Below are 16,741 nucleotides of genomic sequence, written 5' to 3'. Positions count from 1 at the left end.
CACCATGCTCCAGATAGCCCGTAAACCTGTTCATGTGCTGGCCCTTGCACTGGCTGTCGCGGCCTCGGCGCTGGCGCTGAACGCCCAGGCCAAGGATCTGAAGATCGGTTTCAGCCAGGTCACCCTGCAATCTCCTTTCTACGTACAACTGCGCGACGGCGCCAAGGCTGCAGCGGCCAAGGGCGGCGACGAGCTGATCTTCCTCGACGCCAACGGCGATATCAGCAAGCAGAACAACGATATCCAGGACCTGCTGACCCGCAAGGTCGACATCCTCATCATCAATGCCGTGAACCCCGACGCCGTGGGCGCGGCCCTCGACGCCGCCAAACGCGCCAAGGTGCCGGTGATTGCCGTCGACCGCGCAATCAATGCCCCGGTCGCCACCACCATTGGCCGTAACAATGCCGAGATGGGCGAGCTGTCCGGCAAGGCGCTGCTCGCCGCGCTCAAGCAGCGCGGTGTGACCAAGGGCAAGATCATCGAGATTCAGGGCGACGCCGGCGGTACGGTGATGAAAGAACGCCGCAAGGGCTTCCACACCGCTTTGGCCGGCACCGACTTCAAGATCATCGACGGCCCCTACAGCGAGTACATGCGCGCCAACGCAGTCACGGCAATGCAGGATTTGCTGCAAGCGCACCCGGACCTCAAGGCGGTGATCGCGCATAACGACGACATGGCCATGGGCGCGCTGCAAGTGCTCACCGAAAGCGGCAAGAAAGACGTCCTCGTGGCCGGGATCGACGGCTTGTCCGAGGCCTTGAATGCCATCCAGAGCGGCGATCAATACGTGGCCACCGCCCTCAACGACCCACGCTACCTGGGCGAGGTCGCCATTGAGGCGGCGCGGGCCCTGGCGGCCGGCAAGTCGGTGCCGAACTTTGTCGACGCCGGTACCCAGGTGGTGACCAAGGCCAACGTGGCCGAGGTCAAGCATGACTCAACCTTCGGCGAATACCGCCCCGGCGCGCTCTGACGGATCTGCGCCGCCACGCTATGGATTTTTGCGGGCACCTCTTGCGGTAGGTGCCTGTTCGAACGCACTCGTCACTCAACAGAGGAATTCACTGTGAAAGCTGCCGTCATGTACCAACCGGGCGATATCCGGGTCGAAGATGTTCCAAAACCTGCGGTCAAGGCCGGCCACGCGCTGGTTCGGGTCGCCGCCTGCGGCGTGTGCGGCTCGGATATCCCGCGCATGCTGAGCAAGGGCGCCCATGTGATGCCGCTGATTTGCGGCCATGAATTCGCAGGCTTTATCGAAGAGATCGGCAGCGGTGTCGAAGGCTATGCCATCGGCGAACTGGTGACTGTGCCGCCGATGATCCCGGACGTCAGCAGCGACCAATATGCCCGTGGCTTTCCGTCCCGCTCGGAGCGCTACGATTACTTCGGCAGCCGCCGCGACGGCGCGTATGCCGAGTACGTCAATGTGCCCCTGAGCAACCTGATCAAGGTGCCCCAAGGCATGGACCCGATTGCCGCGTCCCTGGTGGACCCGGCGGCGATTGCCCTGCATGCGATCTGGAAAGCCGACTTCAAGGCCGGGCAGAGCGGGGCAGTGGTAGGTTGCGGGCCGATCGGCCTGTTTGCGATCCAGTGGCTGCGGATCATGGGGGCCAAGGACATCGTCGCCATCGACATCGCCGAAGAGAAACTCGCCATGGCCCGCGAAGCCGGCGCCACCCACACCCTGCTCAGCGGCGCGGCGGATGCCGAGTTGCCCCGTTGCCAACTGGTGATTGAAGCGGCAGGCCATCCCAGCTCGATCAACCAGGCCGTGCAACTGACCAAGGCTGGCGGGCATGTGGTGTTTATCGGCATTCCCACCAGTGACGTGGCCCTCAGCACTGCGACGTTCTCGCACTTCCTGCGCCAGGAAATCTCCCTGCACGGCGCCTGGAACTCGTTCTCGGCACCGTTCCCGGGCGATGAGTGGACGGCCTCCATCGACAAGCTGGCTTCCGGTGAATTGCAGTGGCAGTTCATGATTACCCACGACTTGCCGCTGGATGAATTGCCGGCGATGTTCAAGCGCTATGCCGATCGCAGCGAAGTCGCGGCCAAGGTAATTTTCCGTCCCTGAGCCGCGTCAGCTGTGTGTCGCCAAGCCCGACGACGCTGTGCGTTGCCGGGCTTAAAACAAAAAGCGTTGTTACAAGACGCAGGAGAACTACCGATGACCTTGTTGTTGGGACTGGATTTCGGAACAGGTGGGGTGCGGGCTGGTTTGTATGACCTGCACAGCCACAAACTGGTACACGTCGCCGAGGCGCCGTATGCCACGCAATACCCGCAGTTGGGTTGGGCCGAGCAGGCGCCGGCGGACTGGTGGTCGGCGCTGGGCAAGGCCTGCCGGCAGTTGATGGCCCAGGCCGGGCACCCGCAGGTGGCGGCGGTGTGCGTCGCCACCACAGCCTCCACCGTGGTGGTTGCCCAGGCGGACGGCCAACCCCTGGCCCCGGCGTTGTTATGGATGGATTGCCGCGCCGCTGCCGAGTCGGCGCGCACGGCCCACATCAGCCACCCGATGATGAACCAGGGCGGTGACGCGGTGGAATGGCTGGTGCCCAAGGCCATGTGGCTGGCCGAGCACGAGCCTCAGGTTTACCAGCGCGCCGAGCGTATTTGCGAGGCCGTGGACTGGATCAACTTTCAGTTGACCGGGCGCTGGGTCGCCTCCCAATTGAATGCCAGTTGCAAGTGGAATTACGACACCTTGCAGCAGCGTTTTCCGGTGGAATTGTACGCTGAACTGGGCGTGCCTGAACTGGCGCAAAAACTCCCTCAGGAAGTGATCAAGGTCGGTGGCCGGATCGGCCCTTTGAGCGCCGATGCCGCCAATCATCTGGGCCTGAGCCGCGACACCCTGGTGGCCCAGGGCGGAATCGACGCCCACATGGCAATGCTCAGTGCCGGCACCACTGGCGCCGGCGAGCTGTTGTTTATCGGCGGTACCTCGGTGGTGCAACTGATGCACACCCCGCAACGCATCGACGTACCGGGCATCTGGGGCCCATACCCCGGCGCCTTGCTCGACGGCCAATGGTTGATGGAAGGCGGGCAAGTCTCCGCCGGTTCGATCCTCAACTGGCTGGCGCAAAAGATGTTCGGCCTCGACGATGCCGGGCACCAGCGCCTGATCCGCCAGGCCGCAGAGCTGCAGCCCGGCTCCACCGGCTTGCTGGTGCTCGATTACTGGATGGGCAACCGCACACCGTACCGCTCGCCGGACATGCGCGGGGCGATCATGGGCCTGTCGCTTAACCATGACCGGCATGACCTGTACCGCGCCTCGGTGGAAGCGATTGCCCTGGGCTCGGCGAACATCTTTCACACCTGGCGCTCCGAGGGCATCGAGATCACCCGGGTGGTCGCCGCCGGTGGTTTCCAGAAGAACCCGTTATGGTTGCAGGCCACGGTGGATGCCACCGGTGTGCCGTTCGAAATGGTGCCCCACGATAACCTCACCCTGATCGGCACTGCCGCCGCTGCCGCCTGCGCCCTTGGCGAGTTCGGCACCTTGCAGGAAGCCGCTACCGACTTCACCACCATCGGCCGGCTGATCGAGCCCGACCCTTACGCCCACGAGCAATACATCGAGCTGTTGGGCCGCTACCGCGCCGCCACCGACAGCGTTGCGCCCATCAGTTGCAAGCCACCGGCGAACCGCACGCTCGGCGTAAGGCCGGCAGCATGAGCGCCCATCCTGAAGAAACGTTTGCCACGCGGTTGTCGGCCGATTCCCAGCGTGATGACTTGATGGTCCAGGTGGCCAAGCTGTATTACGACCTGGAAAAGACCCAAAGCGATATCTCCCGGGAGACCGGCCTGACCCGCTGGCAAGTCAGCCGCTTGCTGCGCGAGGCGCGGGATTGCGGGGTGGTGCGCATCGATATCGTCGCCCGCTCGGCGCGCTTGCCGCAGCTGGAAGTGGCTTTGCAACGGCGTTTCGGCCTGCGTGAAGCATTGGTGCTGGATGTGGAAGATGCCGACACCGCGCTGAACGTGGTGACCCAGGCCGCCGCCCGTTACCTGTGCAACTTGCAGCCGATGCCGGCGCTGATCGGCGTGTCGTGGGGCCGCACCCTGACCAAAATGGCCCAGTGGCTGGTGCCGCGCTGGAACGAGGGGGTCAACGTGGTGCTGCTGAACGGCGCGATCAATACCCGTTCGATGGGCGAGTCCAGCCATAACGTCGCCGAGCGCTTCGCCCAGGCTGCCCGTGGCCAGGCCACGTTGCTGCCGGTGCCGGCGATTCTCGGGCATGCGCATACCCGCGAGGCGCTGGAGCAGGACCCGGTGATCGCCCAGGTATTGCGCCTCGGGCAACAGGCGCCGGTGGCGTGTTTCAGCCTGGGGGAGTTGTCTGACCATTCGGTGTTGATGGAGTCGGGTTACATCGACCGGCCATTGCTCGAAGAGCTGGAACGCCTGGGCGCGGTCGGCGACATCATGGGCCGCTTTATCGGCATGGACGGTGAACCGGTGATGCCCGAACTCGACGCCCGCACCCTGGGCCTGCCGTTGGCCGCCTTGCGCGACAAGGCCTGGTCCATTGCCGTGTGCGTCGGCGCGCAGAAGCACCGCATCGTCCACGCCAGCGTCAAGGCCGGCTACGTCAATGTGCTGGCCACCGACGCGGCCACCGCCCGCTATTTGCTGGAGCAGGATCATGAGTGAGTTGGCCCTGGATATCCGTCATGTCAGCAAGCGTTTTCCGCCCAATGTGGTGGCGCTGACCGATGCCTCCCTCGACGTTCGGCCCGGTGAGGTGCATTGCCTGCTGGGTGCCAATGGCGCGGGCAAAAGTACCCTGTTGAAAATCGTCGCCGGCGCCCATCGCCCGGATGGCGGCGAGATGTCGGTGGCGGGCCGGCGGGTGGAACTGAAGAATCCGCAACAGGCGCGCCAGGCCGGGATCGCGATGATCTATCAGGAGCTCGACCTGATCCCGCAGATGACCGTCGAAGAGAACCTGATGCTCGGCTATGCGCCCCAGCGCTTCGGGATTATTTCCCGGGGCAAGCGCAGTGCGTTGGCCAAGGCCGCACTGTTGCGGGTCGGGGCCAACTTCTCGAGTTCCGACCGGGTGGGCAGCCTGTCGATTGCCAACCAGCAATTGGCGGCCATCGCCCGGGCACTGACCTGTGAGGCCCGGCTGGTGGTGATGGATGAGCCTTCGGCGGCGCTGAACGAGACCGAACTCAAGCGGGTGTTCCAGGTGATTCGCGAGATCACTGCGGCGGGTGTGGCGGTGCTGTATGTCAGCCACCGCTTGAATGAAATTCGCGAGATCGGCGACCGGGTCACGGTGCTGCGTGCCGGGCGAACCCTGCAAACCCACGAGCTGGCGCAGATCGACGACCAGGCGCTGATCGCCGCCGTGGTCGGCGAGCACCGCGACCTGCTGGAACGCAGCCCGCGTCAGGCGCCGCGGGACAACCTGGCGCTGAATATTCGCCGGCTGCAAGGCGAGCAGGGCCTGGACGTGCAGGGGCTGGAAGTGCGCCAGGGCGAAATTGTCGGGCTTGCCGGGCTTAACGGGGCAGGGCGCAGCACGTTGCTCAAAGCCTTGTTTGGCGTGGGGCGCAACGACAGCGATGTTGAACTGTTTGGCCAGCCTTATCAGCCGCAAACCTCGCGCCAGGCGATCCGCCAGGGCGTCGGGTTGGTGCCGGAAAACCGCAAGACCGAAGGCCTGCTGCTGGATGCGCCGATCTACCGCAATGCCTGCCTGGTGCACACCCGGCACTTGAACTGGTTTTCCCATCGCCAGGCCAAGGACCGCGCCGGCCCGGTGCTGCAGCGCTTGCAGACCAAGCTCGACAACCTTGAGCAACCGGTACGCCAGCTCTCCGGCGGCAATCAACAGAAGGTGGTCATGGCCAAGTGGGTGATCGACGGCGCGCGCCTGTTGCTGCTGGACGAGCCCAGTCGTGGCCTGGATGTCGGCGCCAAGGCCGACCTCTATGCCCTGGCCCGCAGCCTGGCGCAGGAAGGGGCGGCGGTGCTGGTCGCCAGCAGCGAGCTGGACGAGTTGTACGTCAATTGCGACCGCATCTGGGTGATGCATGAGGGGCGCAACGCGCTGTGTTTCGACCCCTTGACTGCCAGTCGCGACCAGATCGACCAGGCTATCCTTATCGGTAGAACGAGTGTAGAACCATGACTATTGCAAGCAACCCAAGCCCGGTTTTCGATAAGCCCGTCACCCTCACCAGCCGCCGTCGCAGTGCGGTGCTGGAGTGGGTGATGCGCTACAACTTTGTGTTCATTTTTCTGTTTGCGGTGGTGGTGGCGACGTTCCTGTCGGACGACTTCCTGACCTTCGGCAACATCGCCAACCTGTTCCAGCAGGGGGCGATTGTCGGGATCATCGCCATCGGCATGACCTTCGTTATCCTTACGGCCAATATCGACCTGTCGGTGGGCAGCCTGTGTGCCTTCGGCGGGATCCTGGTGGCGGTGCTCCTGCAGCAGCAGGTCAGCGGCTGGCTGGCGGTGCCGGCCACGTTGCTGGTGGGACTGGCCATCGGCACCTTGATGGGCAGCCTCACGGTGTTTGGCAAGGTGCCGAGTTTTATCATCACCCTGGCCGGGCTGGTGTCGCTGCGCGGGGCCACCTTCCTGGCATCCGACGGTGCGCCGATTGGCGGATTGCCGGCCAGCTTCACCTCGTTCGGCTCGGCCATGATCGACATCTGGCCCAGCGCTGGCATTGCGTTTCCGGTGCTGGGGCTGATCTTTATCCTGATCACCGTCATCGCCTGGCTGGTGCTGCGCTACACGGTGTTTGGCGAGTATGTGCTGGCCACCGGCGGCAACCTGGAGGCTGCGCGGCTGTCCGGCGTGCCGGTGCGGGCGGTGACGATTGCGGTGTTCGCCATCTGCGGCGGCCTGGCAGCATTCGCCGGCTTGTTGATGACCTCACGCCTGCACGTCGGCCAACCGACCGCTGCCCAGGGCCTGGAACTGGATGCAATTGCCGCCGTGGTGTTGGGTGGCACCAGCCTGTTCGGCGGGCGCGGCAGCGTGGTAGGCACGGCGGTGGCGGTGATGCTGCTGCAGGTGTTGCGCAATATCTTCAACCTGCTGGGGCTGGGCTCGTTCTACCAGATGGCGATCACTGGGGTGATCATCGTGCTGGCGATTTTGCTCAACCGCTTGATCGACCATTACGCCGGGCGCACCTGAGGACACCGTGATGAATGCACCGCTACCCGCGCCGATCAAGGCCGTGATCTTCGACATGGACGGCCTGCTGCTCGACACCGAAGGCATCTATACCGAAGTCACCCAACTGATTGCCGACCGCTACGGCCGCACCTTTGACTGGAGCATGAAGCAGAACACCATCGGCCTGGGGGCTTATGAACTGGCCAGCTATATCGTGCAGGCCGTGGGCTTGCCGATGAGCCCCGAGGCGTTCTTGCAGGAACGCACACCATTGATGAATGCGCGGTTTCCCCAGGCGGCGGCCATGGCCGGGGCCCAGGCGCTGGTGCGGCATTTGTCGGCCCACGGTGTGCCGATTGCGGTGGGTACCAGTTCGTCGCGGCACTATTTCGAACTGAAAACCACCTTGCACCGCGACTGGTTCTGCTTGTTCGATGCCATCGTCACCGCCGATGACCCTCAGGTAGGCGCTGCCAAGCCGGCGCCGGACATCTTCCTGGTGGCTGCCGAGCGGCTGGGAGTGACGCCCGCTGAATGCCTGGTGTTCGAGGATTCGCCATTTGGCATCACTGCGGCCAAGGCGGCCGGGATGTACGCCGTGGCCATCCCGGACCCGGCGATGCCGCAGGAGAAGTTCCTGCATGCGGATGGAAGACTGCTGAGCCTGGAGGCGTTTGACCTCGCGCGATGGGGGTTGCCAGCCTACCGCTGACTCGACGTCCGGTAGGCTGCCTCGTCGTCAGCGGGTGTATGGTAGACCGGGCAAACACCTGGATTATCTCTGGAGAGAGAGGTGACTATGAGCACTCCCATGCTGAACAAGCTGCATCTCAACGGTTATGACATCGTGCAGGTCAACAGCGGCCCGTGGCGCGTCTGTACCAAGGCTGATCGCCTGGCATCCTTCGGTTCCCGTGAACAGGCGCTGGCGTATGCCGCGGCGCTACCGGGTTACAAGGCACGGTCTAGGCCGGTCGCCAATGATGCATGAGCCCTCAACAGCCTCGGTCAATCCGGGGCTTTTTATTGGCACCCAATTGAGCAACACATGACCGGTGGCGAGGGAGCTTGCTCCCGCTGGAGTGCGAAGCGCTCCCAGGATTTTGGGGCCGCTACGCAGCCCAACGGGAGCAAGCTCCCTCGCCACACAGAGGTTATTTTGGGATGATTCGCAGCTGATCAGCCCGTAGGAACCGGTCATGTCCCTGGCAACCTTATTTCTGTTCGTGATGATGAGCGCCGCGATTATCGCGATACCTGGCCCGACGGTTCTGTTGGCCCTGCAAAATGGTTCGCGCCATGGTTTGCAGGCGGCGTTCTGGGGCATGGCCGGGGCGGTGTTGGCCGACGCTTTGCTGGTGACGGCGGTGGCGTGTGGCCTGGGATTGCTGCTCGCGGCCAGCGAAGGGCTGTTTCAGGCGCTGAAATGGATCGGTTCGGCGTACCTCATCTGGATCGGCTGGCAGATGTTGCGATCACCCCAGGCGGCGTTGCCATCGGTAGACGAGGGTGAGGACGGCGGCACCCGCTCGGCGAGTATTTTCACCCGCAGTTTCCTGGTGGCGATTTCCAACCCCAAGGCGTTGTTGTTCATGTCGGCATTCCTGCCGCAATTCGTCGACAGCACCCAGGCACAACTGCCGCAGTACGCGTGCCTGTTGCTGGCGCTGTGCGTGCTCAATGTCAGCATCATGATGTTCTACGCGGTATGCGGGGCACGCTTGCTCAGTCGCCTGCGGCCCGCACATTTGCAGCATTTCAACCGTGGGGCGGGTGGGTTGTTGATGACGATGGGCGTGCTGTTGGCCGCTTACCGTCGTGCCCCGGCTGCGTAACTTAAACGAATGGCTGGCCGTGGAACCCGCGTGGCAGGCGCTGACGGCCTGGCAGGTCGGTCAGGCGCTGGGTCCAGGCACTGCGCCAGTCACCGGCGGCATGGGCGGTTTTGGACTTGCGCGCGGCACGCCGAGCGGCGTTGCGTTGGGTGCGGCGGGCTTCCTTGAAGACTTCGGTGTTACGGCAGGTACGGCACTTGACCCGATTCAGCTCGGTGCTGGAAGGGAGGTTGTTGCCGTGATGACCGCAGGCAAGATGCCCGGCGACCTTGAAGTGAATGACCATGTAAGCGTCTCCTTCTTGGGGGATGCGTCGCATCGGTAATCTGCTGATGCGCGCGGGCAGGGCGGGGCAGCCATTGGCTGATGTTCACCGCTCTGTCTTTTATGACAGTTCGCTGCTCCATGCGTTCGGTAATGCAAGCTGGCACTGCTGTTCGCGACGCACCCGCTCGTTTATCCTCCGGTCACACACACACAATGTGACTGGAGTGGAAGATGAGCAATCAAGAGTCCCAGGAAGGCGGCTGCCGTTGTGACCGGGTGCGTTTTACCGTGACCGAAAAACCATTGATCACCATGGCGTGCCACTGCACTGGGTGCCAGAAGATGTCATCCAGCGCGTTCTCGCTGAGCGCGCTGATCCCCAGCCACGGATTCACCATCACCCAGGGCAACCCGGTGATCGGCGGGTTGCATGGCGTAGACCGCCACTACTGCTGCCCCCACTGCATGAGTTGGATGTTTTCCCGCCCCAATGGCGTGGAAGATCTGATCAACCTGCGTCCCACCATGCTGGATGACGCCAGCGGCTATGTGCCATTCATAGAGACCTGGACCAGTGAAAAGCTGCCGTGGGCGACTACCCCGGCGCAGCACAGCTTTGCGCAGCTCCCGGAGAGGGAGAATTTCCCCGCGCTGATACAGGCGTACGCCGAGTACAGCGGCGGTTGAGCTAGTCCATCAGCGCCAGCAGGTCGGTGTCGCCCACGTCGCGCCCGGCCTGGGTCAGCAGCGTTGTCACCTGGCCCCGGTGGTGGGTCTGGTGATTGAAGAAATGCACGAGCAGTGCATGAAAATTCTTGTTCATGGGCGTGCCCGCCATGTTGTGGTACTGCAGGGGCTGATCCAGGTCCGGCTCGCTGATGGATTGCACCCAGTCGATGATGAGCTGGTCGAGCCAGGCGCGATGGGCCGACAGTTCACGGATATCGGCGAAGGCCAGTTGATTCAGACGTGGCGGCAACCCCAACGCGTCTAACGGTACCAGCGCGGCAAAGCCTGCCGGATGCTCGGCGAAACGCTTGAGCCAGACGCGATCACCCAGGGCGAGGTGGTTCAGCGTGCCAAGGATCGATCCGAAGAACGCGCCACGGTCGGCAATCAAGTCTTCGTCGCTCAGGCCGTGGGCCGCTTCATACACCTTGCGGTTCATCCACTGGTTATAGGTCGCCATCAAGGCAATCTGCTCGGTACGGGTCACGTGAGGTTCCTCGATGGGGGGCGCGTCGCCATGATAATGCGAGCCTGCCGGGCGGTCATGGTGTTCTCGCGCAGCGCAGCTATTGTTGTTGATCTGGAACTCTGCGCCCTGGGAGGGTGACACCATGAATACCGGCGATCTACTGGAACAATTGCTGCGGGCGGGCCAGGCCTCGTCCAGCCAGCAGGGCGGCGCTGCACCCGGGTCTCAGGGCGGGCTCGGTGGTTTGGGCGGCTTGCTTGGCGGTTTGCTGGGCGGCAGCGCTGCTTCGGCTTCCGGCGGTGGCGGCCTTGGTGGCTTGCTCGGTGGCCTGGGCGGCATGCTTGGCGGAACCCGTGCGGCGCCTCAGGGGCGCACCGGCGGCACCAACTACGCGGCGCTGGCGTCGTTGGGGATGATGGCGTTCCAGGCGTATCAGGCCTGGCAGCGGCAACAGGCGTCGGCGCCGCAGCAGGCGTTGCAGACGGTTGACCAGTTGTCTGGCGCGCAGGTCGAAGAACACAGCCACGCCGTGCTGCGTGCATTGATCGCGGCAGCCAAGGCGGATGGCGAGATTGATGAGCGGGAGCAACAGATGATCTTGGCCGAGATCGGCAAGCACACCGATGATCCGCAATTGCAGGCGTGGCTGGATGCCGAGGTGGCCAAACCGCTGAATGCGGCGGATTTTGCCGAGTTTGCCGGCGATCCGGCGGTGGCGTCGGAGGTGTACCTGGTCAGTGTGCTGCTGGTGGATGACCAGCGGGACGCGGAGCGCAATTATCTGGATGAGCTGGCGGCGCAGTTGAAGATTGATCCTGCGTTGCAGGTGCATCTGGAGCAGCAGGCCAAGGGGCAGGTTTAAATCGCTATTACGGTCATACCAAGCCTGTGGCGAGGGAGCTTGCTCCCGCTGGAGTGCGAAGCGCTCCCAAAGATTCCGGGGCCGCTACGCAGCCCAGCGGGAGCAAGCTCCCTCGCCACAGGGGTCATCGTCTGCGGGTTAGAACCGCAGTGTGGCCCCCGTCGTGAGCCATTGATGCTGATCCCCGATCAAACTGCGTCCTACCACCAGGTCCACGTCCACATTCTTGCCGATATGCATCCTCGGCCCGGCTTGCCAGGCCTGGTCACCGCCTTGTTGGCCGTAGCGTTCGGCGATCAGTGTCAGTGAGTCCATCAGGCTGTATTCAAACCCGGTGCCCCAGGTCGGTCGATGGGTCTGGTCGCCGTCGTTATAAGCGTGGCTCCAGCCAGCGTTGAAGTTAAGCCGCAGGGCCTCCATGGGCTGCCAGGTAAACGGCACATTCAAGTCCGCTCCATCAAACGAGTGCTGGCGGTTCAGCGCGTAATGTACGCCGGCAGACGCGGCCAGTTCCAGGCCCAGGTCTTCCCGGGCCCACAACTGCGCCTTGAGCTGCGGATTCACTTGGGTTTCGCCGTCGCCATCATGGTTGGCCCGGGACACGGCGGCAGTCCACTGCAACCAAGGAATGGCAGCGGAGGTGCAGGCCGGCGCCAGGGTTTCACTGTGGGTTGAGCCAGCGTGCCGGTTGGCGGTGAACCAGGCGTCGACATTGCATTCGCCCGGGGCGTTGATTGCGCCGTCGTCGACCACGTAGGAGCCGCCTGCCGCATGGGCATTCGACATCAGGCTGAGCACCAGCACGATGCCCGCGGTCACGCCGACGAAAATCAGGTTGCGCCGCACTGCCCGAATCTTGGAGGCGGGCAGGGGATGGAAGGTAACGTGGGTGGTGCGGTTGCGGTATTTAGTGAAACCGTCAGGGGTGTGTTTCTTGTACATGGTGAACCTCGATCAACAGCCGGTGGCGCGCCCCGACCGGACTTGGCAGGGACGCGCCGTGTTTCAAATAGAAAAAAGTGTGCAACGGGGTACCGCTACAACGGGGTTCTTCGTTCATGCCTGGATACTCCAATAAGGGTTGATTCAGCTGTCTACAGTCAGCACATGGATGCCACTGGCCCTGGCCTGGCTCACCAGTTCCGAGGTGTCGTCGCCACCGGGCAGCGCGATGATCACGTCGGGCCGGCTGTCGGTGAGCATGAACTGGTTGCGATGGCGTTCGGCCTGCTTGCCATGGCGTTGCCAGTTGGGTGGGTAACGCACCACATCCACTCCGGTTTCCCGGGCCCAGTCTTCCACGTCGCTGCCCAGGAACTGGCTGCCACCGTGGATCAACACCTGCACCGGGCGCAGGCGGTGGTAGGCGTCCAGCACCTGGCGGGACATTTTTGTATCGGCGTAATGACGACCTGCACAGATCAAGACGCGCATGGTGATCTTTCCTTGTAGTGCGTATTGCCATTTATCGACGCGGGCGCAGCAAGCGGATGCAGGTGCTGTTCAAGCTGCTGGAAAAACCCAGCATGAAGCGCATTTCCACGGCGCTGAGCACGTTGCGCACGTACAGCCGTACGCCCAGCACCATCACCGCCTTGGCCGCCTGGGCGAGGCCGAACACCAGCAGCGCGCGAGCAGCGTTGTCGAGGTAGCTCATAAGTGTGTTCATTGTCTGTCTCCGCGTGCACTGGCTATCTACCGATAGCCAGCGCTTTCAGGGGCGGTTGATCAGTACCACTGCTTGAAGCGGCGGATGTAGAGGGTTTTCATCAGTTGTGCCACGCAGCAGTAGGCGACCAGGGTGCCCACCAGCCATGGGAAGTACGCCAGTGGCAGCGGCTCCAGGCCAACCATCGCGCCCAGCGGCGAGAACGGTACGTAGATGCCCAGCCCGATCACGATGCAGGTCATCATCATCACCGGCCATGCGGCGTTGCTCTGGAAGAACGGGATCTTGCGGGTGCGCAGCATGTGCACCACCAGGGTTTGCGAGAGCAGCCCCTCGATGAACCAGCCGGACTGGAACAGGGTCTGCATTTCCACGCTGTTGGCCGAGAACACGTACCACATCAGGGCAAAGGTGGTCATGTCGAAGATCGACGAGGTCGGCCCGATCCAGATCATGAAGCGGCCAATGTTTTTCGCGTCCCACTTGCGTGGCTTGGCCAGGTATTCCTTGTCCATCTTGTCCCACGGCAAGGCCAGCTGGGAGATGTCGTACATCAGGTTTTGCAGCAGCAGGTGGATCGACAGCATCGGCAGGAACGGGATGAACGCACTGGCCACCAGCACCGAGAACACGTTGCCGAAGTTGGAACTGGCGGTCATGTTCAGGTACTTCATGATATTGCCGAAGGTTTCGCGGCCTTTCAGCACGCCTTCTTCCAGCACCATCAGGCTCTTTTCCAGCAGGATGATGTCGGCGGATTCCTTGGCAATGTCCGTCGCGCTGTCCACCGAGATGCCCACGTCGGCATCCCGCAAGGCCGGAGCGTCGTTGATGCCGTCGCCGAGGAAGCCCACGGTGTGGCCGTTGGACTGCAAGGTCTTGAGCACCCGCGACTTCTGCAGCGGTGTCAGCTTGGCGAACACCGTGCGCTCCTCGACCCGCAGCTTGAGGGTGGCGTCGTCCATCGCTTCGATTTCCGTCCCCAGCAACGGTACGCCTGGCTCCAGGCCGACCTGGCGGCAGATCTTGCTGGTGACGATGGCGTTGTCGCCGGTGAGCACTTTGACGGCCACGCCAATTTCGCGCAGGGCAGCGATCGCCGGGCCAGCGGTTTCCTTTGGTGGATCAAGGAAGGTCAGGAAACCACGGATCACCAGGTTGCGCTCATCGGCCGTGGTGTACTGCTTGCGGGCGAGTGCCTGGGGAATGTTGCGGGTGGCCAGCACCAGCACCCGGAAGCCGTCCTCGTTGTAGTCCTGGGCAATCGCCAGCAACTCGTTGCGACGCCGATCATCCAGCTCGACGGCCACGTCGCCTTCCATCACGTGGGTGGAAATGCTCAGCATCTCCTCGACCGCACCCTTGCACACCAGCAGGTGATCGTTTTGCGCGTCCTTGACCACGATCGACAGGCGACGGCGAATAAAGTCGAACGGCAACTCATCCACCTTGCTGTAGGCAAACGGCACCTGGAACTTCGGATTCTGCACGGAGAACTGTACGACCGCCTGGTCCATCAGGTTCTTCATGCCGCTCTGGTGATGGCTGTTGAGCCAGGCGAGGGTCAGCACTGAATCATCACGGTTGCCAAAGGCGTTGACGTGGTGCTCGAGGATGATCTTGTCCTGGGTCAGGGTGCCGGTCTTGTCGGTGCACAGCACGTCCATCGAACCGAAGTTCTGGATCGCGTTGAGGCGCTTGACCACCACCTTGCGCTTGGCCATGGCGGTTGCACCCTTGGCCAGGTTGGCGCTGACGATCATCGGCAGCATTTCCGGGGTCAGGCCTACCGCCACTGCCAGGGCGAACAGCAACGCGTCGCTCCAGTCACCCTTGGAGAAGCCGTTGAGGAAGAACACGATCGGCGTCATTACCAGCATGAAGCGGATCAACAGCCAGCTGACGCTGTTCACCCCGCGGTCAAATGCGGTTTGCACCCGGGAGCCGACAATCGCCTTGGCCAGCGAGCCAAAGTAGGTGCGCGGGCCGGTGGCAACCACCACGGCTTTCGCCCGGCCGCTGACCACGTTGGTGCCCATGAAACAGATGTTCGGCAGGTCCAGCAGGTTGCCCTGGTCGGCCGCCGTGGACGTGGCGGATTTTTGCGTCACATCCCCGAGGGTGTCGTACTTCTCTACCGGCAAGGCTTCGCCGGTCAGCACGGCCTGGCTGATGAACAGGTCACGGGACTCGATCAGGCGGATGTCGGCCGGGATCATATCGCCGGCAGACAGTTGCACGATGTCGCCGGCCACCAGGTCGCGCATCGGCACTTCCCGCAGGGTCGGCTTGGAGCCCACTTGCTCGCGACGCAACACCGTGGCGGTGGTGCGCACCATGGCCTTCAAGGCCTCGGCGGACTTGGCCGAACGATGCTCCTGCCAGAAGCGCAGCAGGCTGCTGAGCATGACCATGGTCATGATAATGATGACCTTGGTCAGGTCGGCTTCTTCACCGGCCTGCAGTGGCAGCCAGTAGTCAGTGAAGAAACTGATGGCGCCGAGGGTCAGCAGCACATAGATGAACGGGTTGTTCAGGGCCTGGAGGAATTGCACGATGGCGTGAGGCGGCTTGTCGTGGGCCACCTCGTTGTAGCCTTCACGTTGCAGGCGAGCAGAGGCATCCAGTTCGGTCAGGCCATCCTTGGTTGCCCGGACATTGGCGAGGGTTGCCGAGAGGCCGTTCTGGGCTTCGCGGGCGGCACGCATCGACAGCTTGGTGTCGGTATCCGTGCCGTTTTTCTTGTGCAGTTTCGGGTTTTTTACTGCGCTCATTGTGTGTACTCCTGTCGCCAATTTTTCGACAAAACATACCCGGTACTTACCTGATGACAGGCGAGCGAAAGCATGCCGAGTCGCTGACTTCGCGATCGGTTTAAATAAAGTGTTGGGTAACTTTCTACAGGCCCGCTAACAGCGCGTTAGTTAACTAACGCGCAGCGGGCTACTACTGGCTTCGTCCATAGAGAACTCCAGCTAATCAAGTAACGGATAATCAGGAAGTTGCTGTTTCCAGCTGGCTTATGCCGCGCGAGCGTCCACGTAGAGGCTCAGCATCAGGCTCGCTTGCGCGACCAGGCTGGAAACGTCCCGTCTCTGTGGGTCTTGAGGGTCGGCGTGATCCCATTGCTGGACCAGGTGGCCGGTGGTGGGGCAGATACGCCAGTGTGCCCGGGGAGTCGGGCACACGCGGGGGGATGAGGTCACAAAGGTGCTGCGGGTAGGGGAAAAGCCTACGGGCTCGCGGCACAATTTGGCACGCAGGGCGTTAGCCAGCGTACGCAGATCAGGTAAAACAATCAGTTGAAAGGTCATAACACACCTCGGGACCGGACTGGCATCCGGTGAGGCAGTTACGTTGGAGCGTCAGGCTCTAGCGCAGCTTACTCGGCCGGAACGGCGAGTCCCGTCATTTTTTCTGGGTTTGGCGCCCGATTCGCCGCATTCACGGTGATCGGACAACGACTAGATACTGTGTCCATTGGCTTCTTTTGTGAGGTTGAAAAATGGCCCTGAGTTGCAGGCACGGGGAATTTACTCAGGCAGTTGCCGGATGTCAACGTTTAATGACTTAAATTGTTACTGGTTCAGAGTTTGTTCAGATAGAAGGTTGGGGAAGTTGCAACATCAAGTGTGCTTATTGATAAGTGGCCGATGTGTGGAAGGTAGGTGAAGTAACAATAGCCGGATAACTTATGCGGGGTTCCGAAGCCTGCGTTCGGCCAGCGT

General features: G+C 62.5%; 18 protein-coding genes. 11 read left to right on the top strand and 7 right to left on the bottom strand.

Features of this window, described 5'->3' with window-relative positions:
• Positions 1 to 4: 4 nt before the first annotated feature.
• From HYE77_RS30785 to HYE77_RS30745, 9 genes are all read left to right on the top strand, one after another.
• Positions 5 to 979, top strand: coding sequence for a substrate-binding domain-containing protein (locus HYE77_RS30785; RefSeq protein WP_003207745.1), 975 nt, complete (start codon positions 5 to 7; stop codon positions 977 to 979).
• 93 nt (positions 980 to 1,072) lie between these two features.
• The gene (locus tag HYE77_RS30780; protein ID WP_023658808.1) at positions 1,073 to 2,089 is read left to right on the top strand and encodes a galactitol-1-phosphate 5-dehydrogenase; all 1,017 of its coding nucleotides are present in this window, start codon (positions 1,073 to 1,075) and stop codon (positions 2,087 to 2,089) included.
• 93 nt (positions 2,090 to 2,182) lie between these two features.
• Positions 2,183 to 3,703: a ribulokinase gene (locus tag HYE77_RS30775; RefSeq protein WP_177023101.1), complete on the top strand. Its 1,521-nt coding sequence runs from the start codon at positions 2,183 to 2,185 to the stop codon at positions 3,701 to 3,703.
• Positions 3,700 to 4,686: a sugar-binding transcriptional regulator gene (locus tag HYE77_RS30770; RefSeq protein ID WP_003207750.1), complete on the top strand. Its 987-nt coding sequence runs from the start codon at positions 3,700 to 3,702 to the stop codon at positions 4,684 to 4,686. The genes HYE77_RS30775 and HYE77_RS30770 overlap by 4 nt, the downstream gene beginning before the upstream one ends.
• Entirely contained in the window at positions 4,679 to 6,175 is a 1,497-nt protein-coding gene (locus tag HYE77_RS30765) for a sugar ABC transporter ATP-binding protein (protein WP_003207752.1), read from the top strand. Before HYE77_RS30770 ends, HYE77_RS30765 begins: the two co-directional genes overlap by 8 nt.
• The gene (locus HYE77_RS30760) at positions 6,172 to 7,200 is read left to right on the top strand and encodes an ABC transporter permease (protein WP_003207754.1); all 1,029 of its coding nucleotides are present in this window, start codon (positions 6,172 to 6,174) and stop codon (positions 7,198 to 7,200) included. The genes HYE77_RS30765 and HYE77_RS30760 overlap by 4 nt, the downstream gene beginning before the upstream one ends.
• A 10-nt stretch (positions 7,201 to 7,210) precedes the next feature.
• The gene (locus HYE77_RS30755; protein WP_177028280.1) at positions 7,211 to 7,894 is read left to right on the top strand and encodes an HAD-IA family hydrolase; all 684 of its coding nucleotides are present in this window, start codon (positions 7,211 to 7,213) and stop codon (positions 7,892 to 7,894) included.
• Positions 7,895 to 7,981: 87 nt separating this feature from the next.
• Complete coding sequence (locus HYE77_RS30750) at positions 7,982 to 8,173, top strand: hypothetical protein (protein ID WP_023658809.1); 192 nt, start codon at positions 7,982 to 7,984, stop codon at positions 8,171 to 8,173.
• 208 nt (positions 8,174 to 8,381) lie between these two features.
• Positions 8,382 to 9,017 (top strand): LysE family translocator, encoded by a 636-nt coding sequence (locus HYE77_RS30745; protein WP_177028281.1) that lies wholly within the window; start codon positions 8,382 to 8,384, stop codon positions 9,015 to 9,017.
• A 1-nt stretch (position 9,018) separates the two neighbouring features.
• On the opposite strand, the gene HYE77_RS30740 is transcribed toward HYE77_RS30745, so the two are convergent.
• Positions 9,019 to 9,303: a hypothetical protein gene (locus HYE77_RS30740; protein ID WP_003207761.1), complete on the bottom strand. Its 285-nt coding sequence runs from the start codon at positions 9,301 to 9,303 to the stop codon at positions 9,019 to 9,021.
• 212 nt (positions 9,304 to 9,515) lie between these two features.
• Between HYE77_RS30740 and HYE77_RS30735 the strand changes: the two genes are divergently transcribed.
• A complete protein-coding gene (locus HYE77_RS30735) occupies positions 9,516 to 9,971 on the top strand; it encodes a GFA family protein (protein ID WP_003207766.1) in 456 nt (151 codons plus the stop codon).
• A gap of 1 nt (position 9,972) precedes the next feature.
• On the opposite strand, the gene HYE77_RS30730 is transcribed toward HYE77_RS30735, so the two are convergent.
• Positions 9,973 to 10,500, bottom strand: a complete 528-nt coding sequence (locus tag HYE77_RS30730; protein ID WP_087693914.1) for a DinB family protein — start codon at positions 10,498 to 10,500, stop codon at positions 9,973 to 9,975.
• Positions 10,501 to 10,624: 124 nt separating this feature from the next.
• On the opposite strand from HYE77_RS30730, the gene HYE77_RS30725 reads away from it, so the two are divergent.
• On the top strand, positions 10,625 to 11,344 hold the full coding sequence (locus HYE77_RS30725) for a tellurite resistance TerB family protein (RefSeq protein WP_177070361.1): 720 nt from the start codon (positions 10,625 to 10,627) through the stop codon (positions 11,342 to 11,344).
• Between the two features lie 138 nt (positions 11,345 to 11,482).
• Here HYE77_RS30725 and HYE77_RS30720 read toward each other — a convergent pair whose 3' ends face one another.
• The 5 genes from HYE77_RS30720 to HYE77_RS30700 all read right to left on the bottom strand — a co-directional run bounded on the left by HYE77_RS30720 (position 11,483) and on the right by HYE77_RS30700 (position 16,327).
• Entirely contained in the window at positions 11,483 to 12,286 is an 804-nt protein-coding gene (locus HYE77_RS30720; protein WP_177070359.1) for a hypothetical protein, read from the bottom strand.
• Between the two features lie 144 nt (positions 12,287 to 12,430).
• A complete protein-coding gene (locus HYE77_RS30715; protein ID WP_003217865.1) occupies positions 12,431 to 12,778 on the bottom strand; it encodes a DUF2493 domain-containing protein in 348 nt (115 codons plus the stop codon).
• A 31-nt stretch (positions 12,779 to 12,809) separates the two neighbouring features.
• On the bottom strand, positions 12,810 to 13,013 hold the full coding sequence (locus HYE77_RS30710; RefSeq protein WP_238544234.1) for a hypothetical protein: 204 nt from the start codon (positions 13,011 to 13,013) through the stop codon (positions 12,810 to 12,812).
• A 59-nt stretch (positions 13,014 to 13,072) separates the two neighbouring features.
• On the bottom strand, positions 13,073 to 15,787 hold the full coding sequence (gene mgtA / locus HYE77_RS30705; protein ID WP_177070357.1) for a magnesium-translocating P-type ATPase: 2,715 nt from the start codon (positions 15,785 to 15,787) through the stop codon (positions 13,073 to 13,075).
• Between the two features lie 246 nt (positions 15,788 to 16,033).
• Positions 16,034 to 16,327 carry a hypothetical protein gene (locus HYE77_RS30700; RefSeq protein ID WP_003219143.1) on the bottom strand — a complete coding sequence of 98 codons (294 nt, stop codon included), beginning with the start codon at positions 16,325 to 16,327 and terminating at the stop codon, positions 16,034 to 16,036.
• Between the last annotated feature and the right edge of the window lie 414 nt (positions 16,328 to 16,741).

The sequence above is a fragment of the Pseudomonas sp. IPO3774 genome (assembly GCF_013386835.1).
Taxonomy (GTDB): Bacteria; Pseudomonadota; Gammaproteobacteria; order Pseudomonadales; family Pseudomonadaceae; genus Aquipseudomonas.
Note: the sequence above shows the minus strand (reverse complement) of the source record. Positions and strands in the feature narration are given on the sequence as shown.

Coding starts and splice junctions, on each gene's coding strand:
- HYE77_RS30785 (WP_003207745.1), top strand. CDS start 5: ATGCTCCAGATAGCCCGTAAACCTGTTCATGTGCTGGCCCTTGCACTG.
- HYE77_RS30775 (WP_177023101.1), top strand. CDS start 2,183: ATGACCTTGTTGTTGGGACTGGATTTCGGAACAGGTGGGGTGCGGGCT.
- HYE77_RS30760 (WP_003207754.1), top strand. CDS start 6,172: ATGACTATTGCAAGCAACCCAAGCCCGGTTTTCGATAAGCCCGTCACC.
- HYE77_RS30735 (WP_003207766.1), top strand. CDS start 9,516: ATGAGCAATCAAGAGTCCCAGGAAGGCGGCTGCCGTTGTGACCGGGTG.
- HYE77_RS30750 (WP_023658809.1), top strand. CDS start 7,982: ATGAGCACTCCCATGCTGAACAAGCTGCATCTCAACGGTTATGACATC.
- HYE77_RS30700 (WP_003219143.1), bottom strand. CDS start 16,327: ATGACCTTTCAACTGATTGTTTTACCTGATCTGCGTACGCTGGCTAAC.
- HYE77_RS30725 (WP_177070361.1), top strand. CDS start 10,625: ATGAATACCGGCGATCTACTGGAACAATTGCTGCGGGCGGGCCAGGCC.
- HYE77_RS30745 (WP_177028281.1), top strand. CDS start 8,382: ATGTCCCTGGCAACCTTATTTCTGTTCGTGATGATGAGCGCCGCGATT.
- mgtA (WP_177070357.1), bottom strand. CDS start 15,787: ATGAGCGCAGTAAAAAACCCGAAACTGCACAAGAAAAACGGCACGGAT.
- HYE77_RS30765 (WP_003207752.1), top strand. CDS start 4,679: ATGAGTGAGTTGGCCCTGGATATCCGTCATGTCAGCAAGCGTTTTCCG.
- HYE77_RS30755 (WP_177028280.1), top strand. CDS start 7,211: ATGAATGCACCGCTACCCGCGCCGATCAAGGCCGTGATCTTCGACATG.
- HYE77_RS30710 (WP_238544234.1), bottom strand. CDS start 13,013: ATGAACACACTTATGAGCTACCTCGACAACGCTGCTCGCGCGCTGCTG.
- HYE77_RS30715 (WP_003217865.1), bottom strand. CDS start 12,778: ATGCGCGTCTTGATCTGTGCAGGTCGTCATTACGCCGATACAAAAATG.
- HYE77_RS30740 (WP_003207761.1), bottom strand. CDS start 9,303: ATGGTCATTCACTTCAAGGTCGCCGGGCATCTTGCCTGCGGTCATCAC.
- HYE77_RS30720 (WP_177070359.1), bottom strand. CDS start 12,286: ATGTACAAGAAACACACCCCTGACGGTTTCACTAAATACCGCAACCGC.
- HYE77_RS30770 (WP_003207750.1), top strand. CDS start 3,700: ATGAGCGCCCATCCTGAAGAAACGTTTGCCACGCGGTTGTCGGCCGAT.